At 64.8% G+C, this 16,662-nt stretch carries 13 protein-coding genes; 5 read left to right on the forward strand and 8 right to left on the reverse strand.

The features are described from left to right. Positions 1 to 5: 5 nt before the first annotated feature. The 3 genes from AC07OH_RS25480 (at position 6) to AC07OH_RS25490 (ending at position 3,824) form a co-directional block, all read left to right on the forward strand. Positions 6 to 2,264: a CHASE2 domain-containing protein gene (locus tag AC07OH_RS25480; protein ID WP_495302570.1), complete on the forward strand. Its 2,259-nt coding sequence runs from the start codon at positions 6 to 8 to the stop codon at positions 2,262 to 2,264. 29 nt (positions 2,265 to 2,293) lie between these two features. After that, a complete protein-coding gene (locus AC07OH_RS25485) occupies positions 2,294 to 3,097 on the forward strand; it encodes a 3',5'-cyclic-nucleotide phosphodiesterase (protein ID WP_495302571.1) in 804 nt (267 codons plus the stop codon). Between the two features lie 202 nt (positions 3,098 to 3,299). After that, positions 3,300 to 3,824, forward strand: a complete 525-nt coding sequence (locus tag AC07OH_RS25490) for a pilin (protein ID WP_495302572.1) — start codon at positions 3,300 to 3,302, stop codon at positions 3,822 to 3,824. 739 nt (positions 3,825 to 4,563) lie between these two features. Here AC07OH_RS25490 and AC07OH_RS25495 read toward each other — a convergent pair. The 6 genes from AC07OH_RS25495 to AC07OH_RS25520 are packed head-to-tail and all read right to left on the reverse strand — an operon-like array spanning position 4,564 to position 12,261. Then, positions 4,564 to 8,808, reverse strand: a complete 4,245-nt coding sequence (locus AC07OH_RS25495; protein WP_495302573.1) for a pilus assembly protein — start codon at positions 8,806 to 8,808, stop codon at positions 4,564 to 4,566. 30 nt (positions 8,809 to 8,838) lie between these two features. Then, positions 8,839 to 9,537 (reverse strand): pilus assembly protein PilX, encoded by a 699-nt coding sequence (locus AC07OH_RS25500; protein ID WP_307582272.1) that lies wholly within the window; start codon positions 9,535 to 9,537, stop codon positions 8,839 to 8,841. Next, positions 9,537 to 10,673 (reverse strand): PilW family protein, encoded by a 1,137-nt coding sequence (locus AC07OH_RS25505; RefSeq protein WP_495302574.1) that lies wholly within the window; start codon positions 10,671 to 10,673, stop codon positions 9,537 to 9,539. Before AC07OH_RS25505 ends, AC07OH_RS25500 begins: the two co-directional genes overlap by 1 nt. A 1-nt stretch (position 10,674) precedes the next feature. Continuing rightward, positions 10,675 to 11,139: a type IV pilus modification PilV family protein gene (locus AC07OH_RS25510; RefSeq protein ID WP_495302575.1), complete on the reverse strand. Its 465-nt coding sequence runs from the start codon at positions 11,137 to 11,139 to the stop codon at positions 10,675 to 10,677. Between the two features lies 1 nt (position 11,140). Beyond that, entirely contained in the window at positions 11,141 to 11,761 is a 621-nt protein-coding gene (locus AC07OH_RS25515) for a GspH/FimT family pseudopilin (protein WP_495302576.1), read from the reverse strand. Positions 11,762 to 11,763: 2 nt separating this feature from the next. After that, entirely contained in the window at positions 11,764 to 12,261 is a 498-nt protein-coding gene (locus AC07OH_RS25520; protein WP_495302577.1) for a type IV pilin protein, read from the reverse strand. A 155-nt stretch (positions 12,262 to 12,416) separates the two neighbouring features. Between AC07OH_RS25520 and AC07OH_RS25525 the strand changes: the two genes are divergently transcribed. Further along, positions 12,417 to 14,147, forward strand: a complete 1,731-nt coding sequence (locus tag AC07OH_RS25525) for a PglL family O-oligosaccharyltransferase (protein WP_495302578.1) — start codon at positions 12,417 to 12,419, stop codon at positions 14,145 to 14,147. 10 nt (positions 14,148 to 14,157) lie between these two features. Here the strand turns inward: AC07OH_RS25525 and moaC are convergent, their stop codons facing one another. Continuing rightward, complete coding sequence (moaC, locus tag AC07OH_RS25530) at positions 14,158 to 14,646, reverse strand: cyclic pyranopterin monophosphate synthase MoaC (RefSeq protein WP_495302579.1); 489 nt, start codon at positions 14,644 to 14,646, stop codon at positions 14,158 to 14,160. Positions 14,647 to 14,700: 54 nt separating this feature from the next. Between moaC and AC07OH_RS25535 the strand changes: the two genes are divergently transcribed. After that, positions 14,701 to 16,272: a M48 family metalloprotease gene (locus AC07OH_RS25535; protein WP_495302580.1), complete on the forward strand. Its 1,572-nt coding sequence runs from the start codon at positions 14,701 to 14,703 to the stop codon at positions 16,270 to 16,272. An 18-nt stretch (positions 16,273 to 16,290) separates the two neighbouring features. On the opposite strand, the gene AC07OH_RS25540 is transcribed toward AC07OH_RS25535, so the two are convergent. Beyond that, positions 16,291 to 16,647: a phage holin family protein gene (locus AC07OH_RS25540; protein ID WP_095747298.1), complete on the reverse strand. Its 357-nt coding sequence runs from the start codon at positions 16,645 to 16,647 to the stop codon at positions 16,291 to 16,293. Positions 16,648 to 16,662 lie beyond the last annotated feature (15 nt).

Below are 16,662 nucleotides of genomic sequence, written 5' to 3' on the forward strand. Positions count from 1 at the left end.
CGGCCATGAGCGCATTGCGGCGGCACTGGCCGCGCATCGCCATCACGCTGCTGCCGCTGGTGCTGGCGTTGCTCCATGCCACCGGTGTCTGGCGGCTGGGCGTGATCGAGCACCTGGACCACCTGATCTACGACGCCCGCCTGCGCGCCACCATGCCGGGCACGCCCGACACGCGGGTCGTGATCGTCGATGTCGACGACGCCAGCCTGGCGCGCGAGGGCCAGTGGCCCTGGCCGCGCGACAAGATCGCCAGCCTCACGACGGAACTGCTCGCCCGCCAGCACGCGGCCGTGCTGGGTTTCGACGTGATGTTTCTCGAGCCCGACCGCAGTTCCGGCCTCGGACGGCTGAAGGAAATCGCAGCCGGCCCGCTGCGTGATGTGCCGGGCCTTTCCGCCGAAATCGACCAGCTCGCGCCGACTCTCGACCATGACGCGACCCTGGCCCAGGCCCTGCGCGGCCAGCCCGTGGCGCTGGGTTACTACTTCACGCGCACCGAGCAACCCAGCGCCAAAGGGCTGCTGCCGGCGACGCCGGTGCTGCCGCCCGACGCCTTTCCGCCTCAGGCTTCCTTCGTCACGCTCTGGAACGGGTTCGGCGCCAGCCTGCCGGTGCTGGGGCGCGCGGCGCCAGTCGCGGGGTTTTTGAACACCCTGGTCGGTGACGGCGACGACGACGGTGTGATCCGCAGCGTGCCGCTCATTGCCCGCTACGAAGGCGAGCACGCGGCGCCCGGGCACTACGAATCGTTGGCACTAGCGGTGTACCGCATCGCGAACGGCTCGCCGCCGGTGCGGCCGGCGCTCGTGGCTGGCGACGGCAACTTTCCGCGCCTGCAGGCGCTGGTGCTCGGGTCGTTGCGCATCCCGGTCGATCAGACCGCCAGCCTGCAGGTGCCGTTCCGCGGGCCCGGCGGTCCGCGCGCAGGATCGTTCCGCTACGTGGCCGCTGCCGACGTGCTCGAGGGCCGACTGGCGCCGGGCGAGTTGAAGGACAAGATCGTGCTGCTCGGCGCCACCGCTCCCGGCCTGCAGGACCTGCGCGCCACCCCCGTCGGCGCGGCGTTCCCGGGCGTCGAGGTGCACGCCAACATCGTTTCGGGTTTGCTCGACCGGCGCCTGCTGGCCGTGCCCGACTACGCACCGGGCTACGAAGTGCTGACCGTGCTGGCGGCGGGACTCGTGCTCGCCTTCGGGCTATCGCTGCTGTCGGCATCGCGCGCCGTGCTGCTCGGTGCAGGCGTGGTCGCCGCGCTGGTCGGCCTCAACACCTGGCTCTACATCGGCCACAGCCTCGTGCTTCCGCTGGCGTCGGCGCTCGTCATGGTGGCGCTGGCCTTTGCCCTCAACATGAGCTGGGGCTACTTCGTCGAATCGCGCGCGCGGCGCGGGCTGGTGCGGCTCTTCGGCACCTACGTGCCGCCGCAACTGGTCGACGAAATGCTCGTGCGCCCCGGCCGCTACAGCATGCGCGCCGAGAGCAAGGAAATGACCGTGATGTTCTGCGACATGCGCGACTTCACGCGCTTGTCCGAGCAGATGGCGCCGGCCGAGCTGCAGGCCTTCCTGAACACCGTCTTCAGCCGGCTCACCGAGGTGATCAGTGCACACCGCGGCACCGTCGACAAATACATGGGCGACTGCGTCATGGCCTTCTGGGGCGCGCCGATCGACACGCCCGGCCACGCCGCGCTCGCCGTGCAGGCGGCGATCGACATGGCCGCCGCCGTGCACGACATCAACCGCCAGCACCGCGCCAACGGCCGTCCCGAGATCAGCGCCGGCATCGGCCTGAACAGTGGCCTCATGAGTGTGGGCGACATGGGCTCGACCGCGCGCCGCAGCTATACCGTGGTCGGTGACGCGGTCAATCTCGCCTCCCGGCTCGAGGGCCTGAGCGGACACTACGGGGTCGAGATCGTGGCCAGCGGCGCGACCCGCGAAGCGGCGCCCGGCTTCGTCTGGCAGGAGCTCGACAGCGTGCGCGTCAAGGGCAAGGCCCAGGCCGTCGCCATCTACACCCCGCTTTCGGCGCAGGTCGGCGCTGAGGCGCAGGACACATCGCAGCAGCTCGACCGCTGGAACCAGGTGCTCGCCGCCTACCGCCGCCAGGATTGGGCGCTGGGCCGAAACTTGCTGGCTCCCCTGCTCGCCGCGGATGCCAAAAAAGTCCTTTACCAGCTCTATGCACAGCGTTTAGCCTCGATGGCGCTACGCCCGCAAGACCCGGACTGGGACGGCGCCACCCGGTTCGACACCAAATGACGACAGACGCAACCAAGGGGTCTTCCACAATGCAGGTACGCGTGCTGGGTTGCTCGGGCGCCATCGCCAAGGACTGCCGCACCACCTCGTTCCTGGTCGATGCGGACCTGCTCGTGGACGCCGGCACGGGCGTCGGCGATCTCACCCTCGACGAGATGGCCGCCATCGACGACGTGGTGCTCACCCACTCGCACCTCGACCACATCGCCGCCCTGCCCCTGATGCTCGACGCCGTCGGCAGCCGCCGTGCCCGGCCGCTGCGCGTGCACGCCCTGGCGGCCACCATCGACGCGCTGCGCGCGCATGTGTTCAACAACGTCATCTGGCCGAATTTCGAACGCATTCCCAGCCCCGAATCGCCCTTCGTGAGCTTTCACGAGATCGCAGTCGGGCAGTGCCTCGAGCTGGGGCGCGACGCTCCCAAGCTGATCGAAGTGCTGCCGGCGGTCCACACCGTGCCGGCCTGCGGCTTCGCCATCCGTCGGGCCGAAGGCGGCGCTCACTGGGTCTTCAGCGGCGACACCGAACGCAACCCGCCGTTCTGGGAGCGCGTCAACGCGATCGACGTGGCGATGCTGGTCATCGAAACGGCCTTCAGCTCCCGCGAAGAGGCCTTGGCCGAACGCAGCCTGCACCTGTCGCCGGTGGCGCTGGCGCACGAACTGGCGCACATTGATCCGGGCAAGCAATACCCGATCTACATCACCCACACCAAGCCGGCGGAGACCGAAGAAATCATGAGCCAGATCGAGATGCTGGCAGGGCGGGAGGTGGCAGGGTTGGCGCAGCGGGACATCCGCTGGCTCAAGGCGAACGGGGTGCTGACCTTCTGACCGGGGCCGGTCGGGCATGACAAATTTGTCGACACAATTGGCATCTGAGTGCGAGTTGTGTCACATCATGTAACCATCTTGTGACCAAAGTCGGCCCGAACGGGGGCTGCTGGGTGGGGAAACCGGGTGGCACGGATGCTGCGGAAGTGATCCCGCTCCGGGCTGGTTCCCGGGCTCTACAAACCAACCTGGAGTTAATCGAATGAACCGTCGTTCTATCGCGCGCAATGTGCAAAAGGGTTTCACCCTGATCGAATTGATGATCGTTGTGGCGATCATTGGTATCTTGGCAGCTGTGGCTCTGCCGCAGTACCAAAACTACACGGCTCGCGCTCAGACCACTGAAGCGATGAACCTGCTCGCTGGCCTGAAGACCCCGCTCATGGAGATCGCCGGCTCCCAAGGTTTGGCGCAGGCCTGCAGCACCAACGACGCAGTTCCCGCGGTGCCCGCTGGTCCTGGCGGAGTTCCTGCAGGGACGCCGGCTATCGAAGCTGGCGCTCTGCATAAGGACAACAACTTCACGCTGTCTGGTCAGTACGTCGCTAAAATCGAAGCTATTCCGACCGCAGCTACCAGCTGCGAACTCAAGGCAACGTTCAAGGGCGCGGCCGTGAACGACAAGCTGAAGAACGGCACCATTTCCTTCACATACACCGCTTCGAACGCCGAGTGGCGCTGCACCTCCAGCCTGGACCAGTCGGTTCGTCCTAAGACTTGCACCTAAGTCTAGATCTGAGGCCGATCAGAACGGCCATGACCAAGCCGCCTTCGGGCGGCTTTTTGCTTTTTAATCCTCGCGTCCAGTCTTGGTGGACTGGCACCTTTTCCCTCAAGGAAGGCCGGCCAATGGAGTCAGGTGCGAGGCGCGCAGACTCTTGGTTTTTCAATCAAGAAAGCGAACGCAGCTAAGGCCGGTCCAATAGCGCTACGGTATCCGGAGCCGCTCGACCGTATTGGCATGGCTACCAGAACTGGTATTCGGCATCCTCTCGGCTGCCCATGCCTGTATCGGCCAAGAAATTCTCTTCCGCGTCCATGCCATCGACTCACCGAGCAGAAGGTCGACATCCCCGAGGTGCAGCTTCGCGAAGCCAACACGAATGCCCAACTGTTCGAGGTGGTGATCGGATGTACTGAAGAAGGACCGGGCAGGTATCGCAAAGAGCCTTCGGACTCTCGCAAAAGCTTCTCCCGGGGTGAGTAGAGCAAGAGCTTGCCGCCATTGGGTTCGGAGCCGCCCTGGGGTTGGTGTGGCCGCTAATGCGATGCGCGTGAATACACCGTGATCGAGCTCGTTTGCGAGGTGCTCTCGCCGCACTGGGTCGCGCAGAGACCGTACCTGCCCTGAAATTGAAATCGCCCGACGAAGTTCATCGGGCGTCTCTGATCGGCTTCAACAGCCCGGCTATCTGGCCTTCGCAGGTGTCAATCTACGCTTTGGCAGGGCGGATCAGATACGGCATCTAGTTCACCAACTCTCGCCACGAAGTCCGATGCGCGACTCCCCCGCCCGACGAAGGTGGGACCGGAGGAACCTCAGAGCCCAGATCTCCGTTGCTCCGTTGATAGATGATGCGGATATTGCCGTCACTGTCCTTCACCCAGCTCATCCCGACAATCAGCGAGTTTTCGCTCCACAGCGCCCCCGCCGGGTTGGTGGTCACCACGCCGCCATTGGCCGCGTTGAGATAGTAGCGCCATGACGAGCCTCCCGATGCGCAGGCGTCGCCGTTGGGAATGGCGGTCGCAATCGCGAGGGTGTTGAGTTGCAGGCCCAGGTTGGTCGCGACACGTTCTCTGCCGTGTGGCAGGTCGATCCACCATCCCGCCTTCGTTGAGAAATTGACGGCATTGTTGGACACGGAGGCCGTCTTTGCCTCTCTCTCCGTGCCGTCGAGCGTGAAGGTTTGTCGCACGAAGTTGGTCGTGTCGGTACGCACATCGCCCCAGCCGTTGTTGGTCAAGGGGTCCTTCACCGCGTAGACGGATTGCTGGGTGGTGTCTGTGATGTCGTTCTGACCCAGGTAGCGGCCAGTTCCCACGATGATCACGGGCTTGCCCGCGATTTCCACCGTTTCGGGTTTCGTGCTGATGGGCTGCGGGGTGCTTCCGACCTGGAAGACCGCGAGCTTCAGTGCCGCGCGCTTGGGTTCGATCAGTCCGTCGATATCGAAGCGCCACAGGTTGCCCAGCATGTCGCCGCCGTAGAAGCGCTTGCTGGTGTTGTTCCCCACATCGTCGATCCATGCGTTGATCTTGGCCAGGCCGCTGGGAGCGCTAACGCTGCCGACAGTGGTCGAGATGTCCTGCAGCTTCGCGCCGCTGTTGGCGTTCAGCACGAACAAGTGGCCCTTGCCGTCACCGTCCGTGTTGTTGTACCCGGATGCGAATACGACAACCCAGGTGCCGTCGGCCTTCTTGGTGATGACCGGATTGCCGTAGCTGTAACCCAGGTTGTCGTCGGTGAACTCCCACAGCATCGAGGGGCTGGTGGGGTCCGTGATGTCCAGTGCGTAGTAGCTCTTGCCGCCGAGGTTGAGTCCGCCCACGAGGATGGTCTTCCAGGTGTCGCCGACCTTGATGTCCCCCATCACCGGTGCACCGTCCACGAAGTACTGGTGATTGGCGCCATAGCCGGTGTCCGCCAGCTTGTACATATTGGGCATCACCGCCGTGGGAACGAAGGCCCAGAGTTCGGTGCCGCCGTCCGACTTGTCGGACGAGAAGGCATGCAGCATGCCGTCGTTGGCCGCGACGTAGACGACGTTCTTTCGTGTGGCCTTCGCGGCGACGAAGTCCGCATAGCCTGCGTCTGCATACTTGAAAGGCGGCTTCCCGACATGCACCGGCGCGCCGTTCACGATGTCGCCCAGCACGTGTTTGCGGCTGCGATACAAGGCCGCCAAGGTCGTATTCGACGCACCTGCGCTTTGCGATTCGTGCGTCTTCACGCCGCGCAGATAGTTGACGAGGTTGGCGCCAGAATTCGCTGCGGTCTTTTCATCCGTCGACAGCAAAGCGCATTGAGCCGCGGTCAATCCCGTCGTGCACATGCGATTGTTGAAATGTGCTTGCAACGTCCCGCCCAGATTGGCGTAGGTAAAGCCCAGCAGCGCGCCACTGTTGTTGAAGTAGATCTTGCGGTTCGCGGGCGTCGCGGCATCGAGTTGCTCTTGCGCGGACCAGGCGCGCGCGCCGATGACCGCGTCTTTCCCGTTGAGCGCAAAGGCTTGCAGATCGCCGGTCCAAACCTGGGTCGTGTAGCTGGCCCGGAAGACCTGGTTGTCGTTCCCCGCGACGAGTTCCAGTGAACTGGTCGATGCGGCCGCACCGGCACCATCCACCTGCTTGACCGCTGCGACGACGCCATTGATGGCCTCTGCCAGCAGTCCGGCGTTGAGTGCTGAGTAGTACTGTCCGCGACCGTTGACTGCGGTGTGCCAGAGGTCATCTACGTTGCGGGCATCCCCGCCGATGCTGTTGTCTTTCGTCGAATTCGTGTTGCCAGGCGAGGGCCAGTTGAGCGGGCCGCTCTTGAGGTCGGCATAGGCGCCCGTCTTTTGGGTCAGGTAGTTCTTGTCGTATGCCAGCGTGCCACTCACGCCGAGGCCGATGGTGAATGTGTTCATGTGCTGCCAATCGGCGGGGTCGGTGGCGGTGGTGCGAACGATGTTCGCGCACACGTCCTGAGAGCTGCCGTTGGGGGACGACGTGGACGTGCAGTTGCTGCCGTTTCGAAGGTCCGTCTTGTAGTAGTACTGGGCCACGTCGGCGAGCGTGTTGGAGGTGCCACCGTTGAACGACTTGCTTTCGACCGGAGCACTGGGGGTGAATTGCGTTGAAGGGGGCTGGCTAACAGCCTGGTTGTTCGAGACAGTCGAAAAGGACGTTGCGCTGGTGACGGAGCCGTTGGCGTCTGGATCGTAGGTGACGGTGCCTGCGCCTGTGCTTACGCAAGTCGAACGGTCGGATGAACCGCTGTCGGTCCAACTGCTGTTGGTCAGGGTTGGGCTTCTGCTGGACGAAACGTCCGGGACGCCCGAATTGGTCCAGCTTGAATAGGTGATCGGACTGGTCACCGGCGTAGCTGCAACGCCCCCCGTGGTCACGGTTGTGACTGTGTATGTTGCGGTTCCGCGTTGTGGCGTCACAGATCTTTGCGTTTCTGTTTGTTTTGCGGTCTGCAGCTGCTTGGTCACGCGATACCTCGTGCTGCCACAACTTCCACCACCCGTCCCGGACGCGACGGAGATCTTTGTGCGCGACAGAGTCACAGTGCGTGTTTGGGTCAGGGTTTCTGTCGCCGTAGCGGGGGCCGTGTACGTGACAACGCTTCGTACAACACTGACCGCGTCATCAACCATTGGACGGACTTCATCGCCGTCCTGTTGTCCAACCTCTGTGCCATCCAACCGCACGCCCTTGCCACTGTTCCAGTAACCGTCGGTCGAGAGCAATGCGTAGTTGCGCTGGCAGGAGTACTGCAGCGGGTCGTACTGATTGTTGAATTGCTTGCCGAAATAGCGCCCTGCCTTGGAAAGCGCGGAGCGCAGCGGCGTGTTGCCATCAGGCTCGGAACCGTAGAGGCTGCTGTAGAAGTTGTCCTTCTGCGTCTGGGTGAAGTCCTTGACGTCCCGGAAGTAGCCGGTGCCGGAGCCCCCATTGCTTTCGCCATCCACCACGCCGGCGTCGCTGATGGTCGAGAAGCCGACACGGTAGTTTTCGTTCAGCGGCGAGATGGCGCGTCCCATTGCGGTACGCATCAGAAGATAGCGTTTGCGATAGTACGAATACCAATTCGCATAGTTCGTTTTTTCAGCCGCGGTCGACGCGGCCGTCACCGTGTGCTTCTCGAAGACGTCGCTTCCAGGCGTTGCACCGACGATGCTCGTGCACTCCTTGTAAAAAGGCGCATCCGTGTCGACATTGCCGTCGCTGCTGTAGGTCCAGTTGACGGCCTTCTCGGTGCCAGATGTCTTGTAGGTGTAGTAGGTGGGGTTCAGCGTCACGGTCCAGTCGGAATAGGAGCCACTGCCCGTCGTCTCGCTGACTCGAACGGCCAGGGTCCATGCGCCCCGCTGGTTGCTCCAGCCCCAACTCGTGATGACACCGCCCATGGTGGCTGCCGAATTGGTGACGCCTGTGATCGTGACGCTGTCGCCCCGAACAAAGGAGTCGTCGTTGTATGTGCCTGCCGTGAAGATGAAAGTCTTGGTGCCTGTGCCAACACCGATCGAGGACGTTTTGATGGTCGTTGCCTTGACAAGATCTATCGTCGAGGCCTTGGTGTAGCCATCGGGCCACGCAGCGTTGAAAGACGAGTCCGCATACTTCGCACCCGCCGACGTGACTGGGGGGGTGTAGGTGAGGTTCGGGTCGTAGGCAATGCCATTGCACTGGGCCGCCTTGTATCCATACCAATGGCCATTGGGCTGGTCTGCGGCGCCCGATGACGCCCCCAGCTCGTCAGGCATGTAGCTCCAGTTCATCGAGCCGGAGTTGTCCAGGAGAAACAGCAAGTTCGGCTTGGCCTGCACGTTGCCGCGTGTGGCGAGCGGCTCGTTGGCGAGGTCCGTGGTGTTCGATGTCTGCGATGACGTGCTGAGCGCGAAGCCCAGAACGCCAAGCGGGACCAGGGCGCACAGCGCCGCGAGGCGCCAACGCGTGCCACGGCCGATGTTCGATGAGCGGAGAAATTGAGGCGTCATGAGGAGGCTTTCTTCGGCGTTCCGTCGCACTCAGAAGTGCACGATGGTCTCGGCAAAACTGGCGGTGTTGCGGGCGCCTGACACGCGCACCACGATGCGGTAGTAGGGGCCCGCGGCACTGGCAAAGCGGGCATAGTCTGAGTAGTTCAGCTCGCCGCGCTTCGATGCGGACGTGCCCGCTGCACTCATCGGTTTGGCGCAATGGATCGAGCTGTCGGTTCCAAGGTCGCCCGGCTTGTTGCACAGTCTGAAGATGACGTAGCGCGCACTGTTGCCGTTGATCGTGCCAGCGCTCGCTGTCTTGATGACGCAGTCGGCAAAGGTGTTGTCGGTCGCGGCCTTGCACTTGTCGCTGTCCCAGTCCACCAGCCGCTTGCTGGCGGCTGCGAGTTGGCCGCCTGTCACGTCGACCTGGCCAGCGGCGGTGGTTCCGTCGTCGGCAAATTCCTTGGTGTTGGCGTAGTAGCCACTGGCTTCCACGCTGGTATTGAGGCTTGCCTTGTTCGCCGACAGCCATTCGATGGCTACCCGTGCGGCCTGGTCCGTGGCCACGGTCGCATCCTGCTTGAAGCCGATATTGCCCAGCAGCGTGGTGCTCGTGTCCACCGAGCGCACCAGCGCGAGTGTGGCCAGCAGCATGGCCACCAACGTGAGCAATGCGAAGAGCAGCGACGCGCCGCGCTGTGGATGGAGGGCGCGCATGCGCGAAGAGATCAAGGGAGGCTTCATCACGAATTCCAGATGACGTTGCGTAGCGGAACGATCGTGTCGTAGACCTTGTAGCGGTAGTGCTCCCACTCGGTCACGTGATCAATCTTGAGTGGCAGGCACTTGCTTGTGCCGTGGCACGTGGAGGGGGTGAGGCCGGTGAAGGTCGACGTGGCGCCCACGTCCCACTTCGGCGCTTCCGTAGTGACAGGCTCTTTTTCGTACTGGTTGCTGCGCGCGACCACGGCAATCCGGACAGCCAGCACCTGCATCCAGCCAGCGCTCGTCGTGGGAAGGACAGTGTCGTAGGTATCGACGATGCCGTCGCCGTTCGTGTCCTTGCCGTAGAACGCCTGGAGGTTGACGATCTGCGGGTAGAGCACAGAAGCTGTGACGGCCTCGCTGGTCGGAGTGAAGTCGTCCGTCTTCAGACTCAGCCCACTGATGGAATAGGTGCGCAGCACCATCGAACCCATATTCAGCAGGTAGCTGCCGGCTTCATAGCCAGCCGTTGGAAAGACAGCGCTCTGGTTCCACTTGGTCAATGCTCCCGCGCCTGCGACGTGCGGCACATTGGTTCCACTCAAGGTCGTCGTCGCGGCACTCGTGTTGCTGGTCACGCTGAAGAGCGCGCAGCCGACGTCTGCCGACTGGGTCTTGGGCACCGCGATCATCAGGTTTCCGACACTGGCGTTAAGCGACGAGCTGACCGTGAAATGGTCGTCGGTCTGTGCATGGTTGCCGGTCAGCAGCATCGGCGTGGAGAAATTGGGCGTGTTGGATTGAAGGATGGTGATGGTGTCGGGGGCACCGCTATTACCCCCGTCGGTGATCACCACAGGTGCCAGCGCGAAGGTTGCGGCGGTGCCGGAGGCATCGAACTTTCGCTTCACGGGGCAACCCAGCGCGTCAGGACTGGCCGCAGCACCATACCCGGCTTGCTGGATGTCCCGTTGGAGCGAGAAGATCGACAGCGAGCCGTTGATCTGCGCATCGCCACCCATCGTGATCGCGCGACGCTTGCCTTCAGCGAGCGACAGCACTTGCGTGATGACGAGCACCGTGAGGAGGCCGAGCACCAGGCCCACCATGAGTTCGATCAGCGTGAAGCCGCGTTGGGAAGCCGTTGCGAAGCGGCGTGCAGAGGTCGACTTCATCTCAGTTCGCCGATTTGGTGATCGTGGTGCTCGTGACGTACTGGCGCGTGTCGCCGTTGGGCATGGTCCAGCCGACCGTGACCTGGACGTCCCCCGAGCTGGATGCGACGGTCACCGCGCCCGTGCCACGAGGCAGCATCTGGCTCACCTTGTCCTGCCATTCCTTGCAACGTGTCTGTGAAGCGCAGCCGGAACCGTTGTAGGACGCCATGTTCGTGAGATCGCCCCACATGCGGCCGATGAGTTCGGTGGCCAGGTAGGCGGCATCGGCGCGGGACTTCGAATCGGTCTGGGCCCGCGTCATCGTGGCTTGAAGGCCCACCATACCCAGCACGCCGAGCATGAAGATCAGAAGCGCGATGAGCACCTCGATCAGTGCAATGCCGCGCGTGCGCCCGGCACACGACATGGTCGCGCGCGAGAGGCGATGCGATGCGAGGGCGCGCGAAGGGGGGGAGGTCTTCATATCAACATCTCCGCGGGTCTGTGGTTGCGATGCCCGAATCCGGGTCGCACATGCGAACCTGGCCGGCCGGGCTGACGAGGAGGCGCAGGTTGCGGTAGTCGGTGCCGCTCGTCGAGCCGGTGATGTCGATCTGCCCGATGGCATCCGCGGTGTTCACGAGGCGACCGAAACCGTTGAACGTGACTGAGGTGGCGGCGGTGGTGGAGCCGGCCAGTACTGCTGTCACTGACACTCGTCCTCCGGCGTCGCCGACGGCCCTGCCCGTGACCAGCATGGGTGAGGAGTCGATGGAGGGAGCGTCCGCACAATGAGTGATGGGCGAGTTGACGCTGACCACCCAGGAGCCGCTGGTGTTCGACAAGGTGCAGTCGTTGCTCAGCACCGCGGGGTTGTCGATGTTGACCAGCCAGAACGAAACGTTCTGGTTGCGGCGGATGGCTTCCGCGCGGGCGAGCTGGAGGCCGTCCAGCAAAGAGCTGGCGACGTTGCGGATGCGCGTGTTGTCCGTCCAGGTGCCAAGCGACGGCAGGGCCGCGAACAGGAGCAGCGCGAACACCGCGATGGTGACGACCAGTTCAACGAGGGTGAAGCCGCGCGAACGCGGCGGACGGCGCGCCCGCATGATCAGCAGACCGCCCCTGAGGTCAGCCAGCAGCCTTGATCAACCGTGGCATTCTTGAACTTGGTGGTCTTGCGTTCGCCTCGTTCGTTGATCGTGTAGACATGGCCGACGGCTTTGCTGAGGCCACCCGTGGCCGTGATTGTGTAGCTTTGCTTCGCCGTGTCACCGGTTGCGGTGTCCAGGGCGCATGTGAAAGTGAAGTACTTGATCGTGGTGGGGAAGGTGTTCCAGCCGTTGGCGCTGGCTGCGCTCGCGCAAGCCGTTCCCCCATAGTTGCGGTTGTCTTGGTAATACTGCTCCATCTTCACGCGGTACTCCGAGAGCGCATTGAACGCCTCAGGCAGTTGCCCGCGTCGAACGTAGTCGTTGTAGCTCGGGAGCGCGATGGCCGCCAGGATGCCGATGACGGCCACGACGATCATGACCTCGATGAGCGTGAAGCCCTGCAAACTGCGGCGCCGCACGGCAGCCACTTTCACGGCGAATTGTTGTCTGGTCATCAAACAGGCCTCTCGGCTGCCGCAGCGGTGACCGAGCGACAGGCAATGGTTATTTAGGATTGTCATAGAGTGTCCATAACTGTTTCCAAATGCAAATCCACTCATCCGCCGCGCGCTGCCACTCATCGGCGACGACGGGTTGGCATGATGGGTCGATGAATCGCCTTGACGCGTCCTTGCCGGCGCCTCCTTTGCACACGCCTTTACGGCTTGCTGAATTCGTCTGTGCCGGCCTCTTGGCCTGGCCGTTTCTTTCCCCGTTGGTGGGCGGCCCTTCGATCAATGTCTGGCAGCAACTGATGTCATGGGGCTGTGTTGCAGGGCTGCTTGCGATGGCGCCGTCAGCCTTTCCCTCGAGGGGACTGCGCGCCGGGCTGGCGGTGATGGCGTTTTTCGTCGTGTTGTCCGCAGCCGTGGGTACCGGAGCCACGCTCTTGCTACCGACCTTAGGCGCTTTGGCCGGGATCGCCACAGCAGCTTGTCTCGGCGCAGGAGCGGCGCAGCAGCGCGGCCCGCTGGGTCACGCGTTGGCCGTCGGGCTGCTCGCCGCCGGTCTGCTCAGCGCCGTCCTGGGCCTGCTCCAGTACTACGGCTTCACCGAGTTCCTCGGGCCGCTTACGTCGCCACCTCCGTCCGGCCGGGGTTGGGGCAACCTCCGCCAGCGCAACCAGTTCGCCACCCTGATCAGTCTGGCGCTGGTCGCAGCGCTGTGGTGGCACGCCACATCGCGGTCACCGCGCGTCCGCTGGCTGTTCGTTCCTGCCGGCGTGCTCCTGGTAGCTGCCCTCGTTGCCTCGGGATCACGCACCGGCTTCCTACAGTTGCTGCTGATCGTCATCGGTGTCAGCGCCATGGCATGGCGGGAGCGTCGCCTAGCACCGCAGCATGCAGGCCCGGCGGACTTCCGCCTGCCTACCCCCGCGCTCCTGCTCGCCGCCATCCCGCTGTACGCCGCCCTGCACTGGCTGATGCCGTACCTGGCCAGCGGCGGTGACGCGGGCCACGCGGTTGCCTCCGGCACCGGCATGCTCCACCGCCTGCAACCCGCCGCCGTCACCACCGACAGCCGCGTCGTCCTCTGGCAGAACGTCCTGACCCTCATCGCCCAACGCCCCCTCACCGGCTGGGGCTGGGGCGAACTCAGCTTCGCGCACTTCTCCACGCTGTACAACGGCCCGCGTTTCCCCGTGATCCTCGACAACGCCCACAACCTGCCGTTGCACCTCGCCGTCGAGCTGGGCATTCCGGCGGCGCTGCTCATCTGCGGTGGCTTTCTGTGGATGGTGGGCGCGGCAAAGCCGTGGCGCGAGCGCGATCCTTTGCGGCTGATGGCGTGGGGCCTGCTCGGCGTCATCCTCGTGCACAGCCTGCTCGAGTACCCGCTCTGGTACGGCCCGTTCCAGCTGGTGTTCGGCCTGTGCCTCGGCATCCTGTGGCCGGCATCGTCCAAGCGCCCTGAACCGAGCGGCAGAAAGCGCGCCGCATTCGCAGCCGCCGCAGCCTGGATCGCCCTCATCGGCTACGCCGCCTGGGACTACACCCGCATCAGCCAGATCTACCTGCCGCGCGACGCCCGCATGCCGGCCTACCGCGACGACACGCTCGCCAAGCTCCAGGGCTCATGGTTGTTCTCACGCCAGGTGGATTTCGCCGAGGTGACGCTGACAGCCGTCACGTCGGCGAATGCCGCGCACATGCACGAACTGGCCGGGCGCGTGCTGCACTTTTCGCCCGAGCCGCGCGTCATCGTGAAGCTGATCGAAAGCGCCGAGTTGCTGGGGCGCGATGCCGAGGCGCACGCGTGGGCCGAACGCTTCCGGGTGGCGTTTCCTGCCGCTTTCGCCCGCTGGCTGGACAACCGCCCGGACGACGCGCCCGAGCTGTAGCCGTTTGATTTCAGCTCGTCGTCGCGACGTAGCTGCCCGACTTCCCGCCGTGCTTCTCCAGCACATGCACGTCGGTGATCCGCATCCCCCGGTCCACGGCCTTGCACATGTCGTAGATGGTCAGCAGCGCGACCTGCACGGCGGTCAGGGCTTCCATTTCCACGCCGGTCGGGCCGACGGTCTCGACGGTCGCGGTGCAGGCCACCTGCGGCGCCTGGCCGCCCTCGGCGAGCGCGAAGGCCACGGCCACGCGGGTCAGCGCGAGCGGGTGGCACAGCGGGATCAGGTCGCTGGTCTTCTTGGCCGCCTGAATGCCGGCGATGCGCGCGATGCCCAGCACGTCGCCCTTCTTGGCGGTGCCCGATTCGATCAGCGCCAGCGTCGCGGGCTGCATCTCGATGCGGCCGGTGGCCACGGCCACGCGGTGGGTGGCGGGCTTGGCCGCCACGTCGACCATGTGGGCCTGGCCCTGGGCGTCAAAATGGGTGAGGGTGCTCATCGGTGAACGTTCGTTTTGAAGATGCATCATACGAGCCCGAGCCACAGACGAGGAATGCCGCGCTTGACTCCCTCTTCCCACAAGAAAACCCGCCTGACGCCCCTCCGGCATGCGGTGTGCGCTACCTTTTTGATAGCTTCCCAGGTGCTGTTGCCGGTCCCCGCGCTGGCGCAGGTGCAGCAGATCCTGCCGGGCCTCGGTGACGGCGGCGAGATGACGGCCAGCGCCGAGCGCCAGCTGGGCGACCAGATCGTGCGCGAGTTGTACCGCGACACCGACTACATCGATGACCCGGTGATCGCCGCCTATGTGCAGGACATCTGGCAGCGCCTGCTGGCGGCCGCGCGCTCGCGCGGCGAGCTCACGCCCGAGCTCGACGAGCGTTTCGCGTGGACCATCCTGCTGGGACGCGACCGCAACATCAACGCCTTCGCGCTGCCGGGCGGCTACCTCGGGCTGAACCTGGGGCTGCTGGCCGCGGTCGGCAGCCGCGACGAGCTGGCGACGGTGCTCGGGCACGAGCTGTCGCACGTCACGCAGCGCCACATCTCGCGCATCATGAGCAAGCAGGGCAAGCAGATGCCCCTGATGATCGCCGGCCTGATCCTGGGGATGATCGCGGCCAGCAAGAGCCGCAACGCCGACGCCGGCCAGGCGGTGATCATGGGCAGCCAGGCGCTGTTCATGCAGAACCAGCTGAGCTTCTCGCGCGACATGGAGCGCGAGGCCGACCGCATCGGCTTTGGCGTGATGACGCAGGCGGGCTTCGCGCCACAGGGCGCAGCCGCGATGTTCGAGAAGCTGCAGTACGCCTCGCGCCTGAACGACAACGGCTCGTACCCGTATCTGCGCAGCCACCCGCTGACGACCGAGCGCATCTCGGACATGCAGGGCCGGTTCCAGTTCCGTGCCGATGCCGCACCGCCGGTGGTGCCGCTGGTGATGGACCACGCCATGGTTGCCTCGCGCGCCCGCGTGCTGACGCGCCCGGGCGTCGATGTGCTGCGGTTGTGGGTCAACGCGGCGTCGAGCGGCGAGTTCGCGGGCAGTTCACCGGCGCAGCAGGCGGGCACGCTCTACGCGGCGGCGATGTCGGCCAAGGAGCTGCGCGATTTCAAGGCGGCGCGTGCGCTGGCCGAGCGGCTCGTGGCCCGCACGGCCGACGACGCAGCCGCAGCCAAGCAGGCGCGCTGGCTGCAGGCCGAGATCGAACTCGCGGCCGGCGGCGCGCCCCGCGCGGCGGCGTTGCTCGACGCCAAGTCGAAGGAGCGGCCCGAGATGCTCCTCGCGGCCGAAGCCGCGATCGCCCAGCGCCAGCCCGCGCCGATGGTGCCCGCGCTGCGCGACTGGGTGGCTGTTCATCCGCGCGACGCCACGGCCTGGCGCACGCTGGCCAATCTGTACGGTGCGCAGAACGACACGCTGCGCGCGATCCGCGCCGATGCCGAGGCCAACGTGGCGATCCTCGACTACCCGGCGGCGCGCGACCGCTTCAAGGCGGCGCAGGAGCTGATCCGCAAGTCGGGCGCGTCCATCGACCACTACGAGGCGTCGATCGTCGACACGCGCGCGCGCGCCGTCGACGTGCTGGTCAAGCAGCAGGCCGAGGAGCCGCCGCTGAAGTGAGGCGTCGAGGGGCGGCGCTCAGCGCCGGGAGGACAGCAGCCCGCCCAGCGCGCTCTCGATGAGCAGCCCGAGCAGCGAGTAGATCAGCGAGCCCAGCAGCGCGGCGAGGAAGCCGTTCACATGGAAGCCGCCGAGCAGGCCCGAGGCGGCCCAGAACAGCAAGGCGTTGATCACGAACAGGAACAGCCCGAGCGTGACGATGGTGACCGGCAGCGTCAGGATCACCAGCACCGGCCGCACGACCATGTTGAGCAGGCCGATCACGGCCGCCGCGAGCAGCGCCGAACCGAAACTCTGAACCTGGACGCCGCTGTAGAGGTAGGCGACCGCGAGCAGCGCCACGGCGCTGAGCAGCCATTTGAGGAGGATGCGCATGCGCCGCAGGATACC

The organism is Variovorax sp. GW821-FHT10C12 (genome assembly GCF_059415405.1).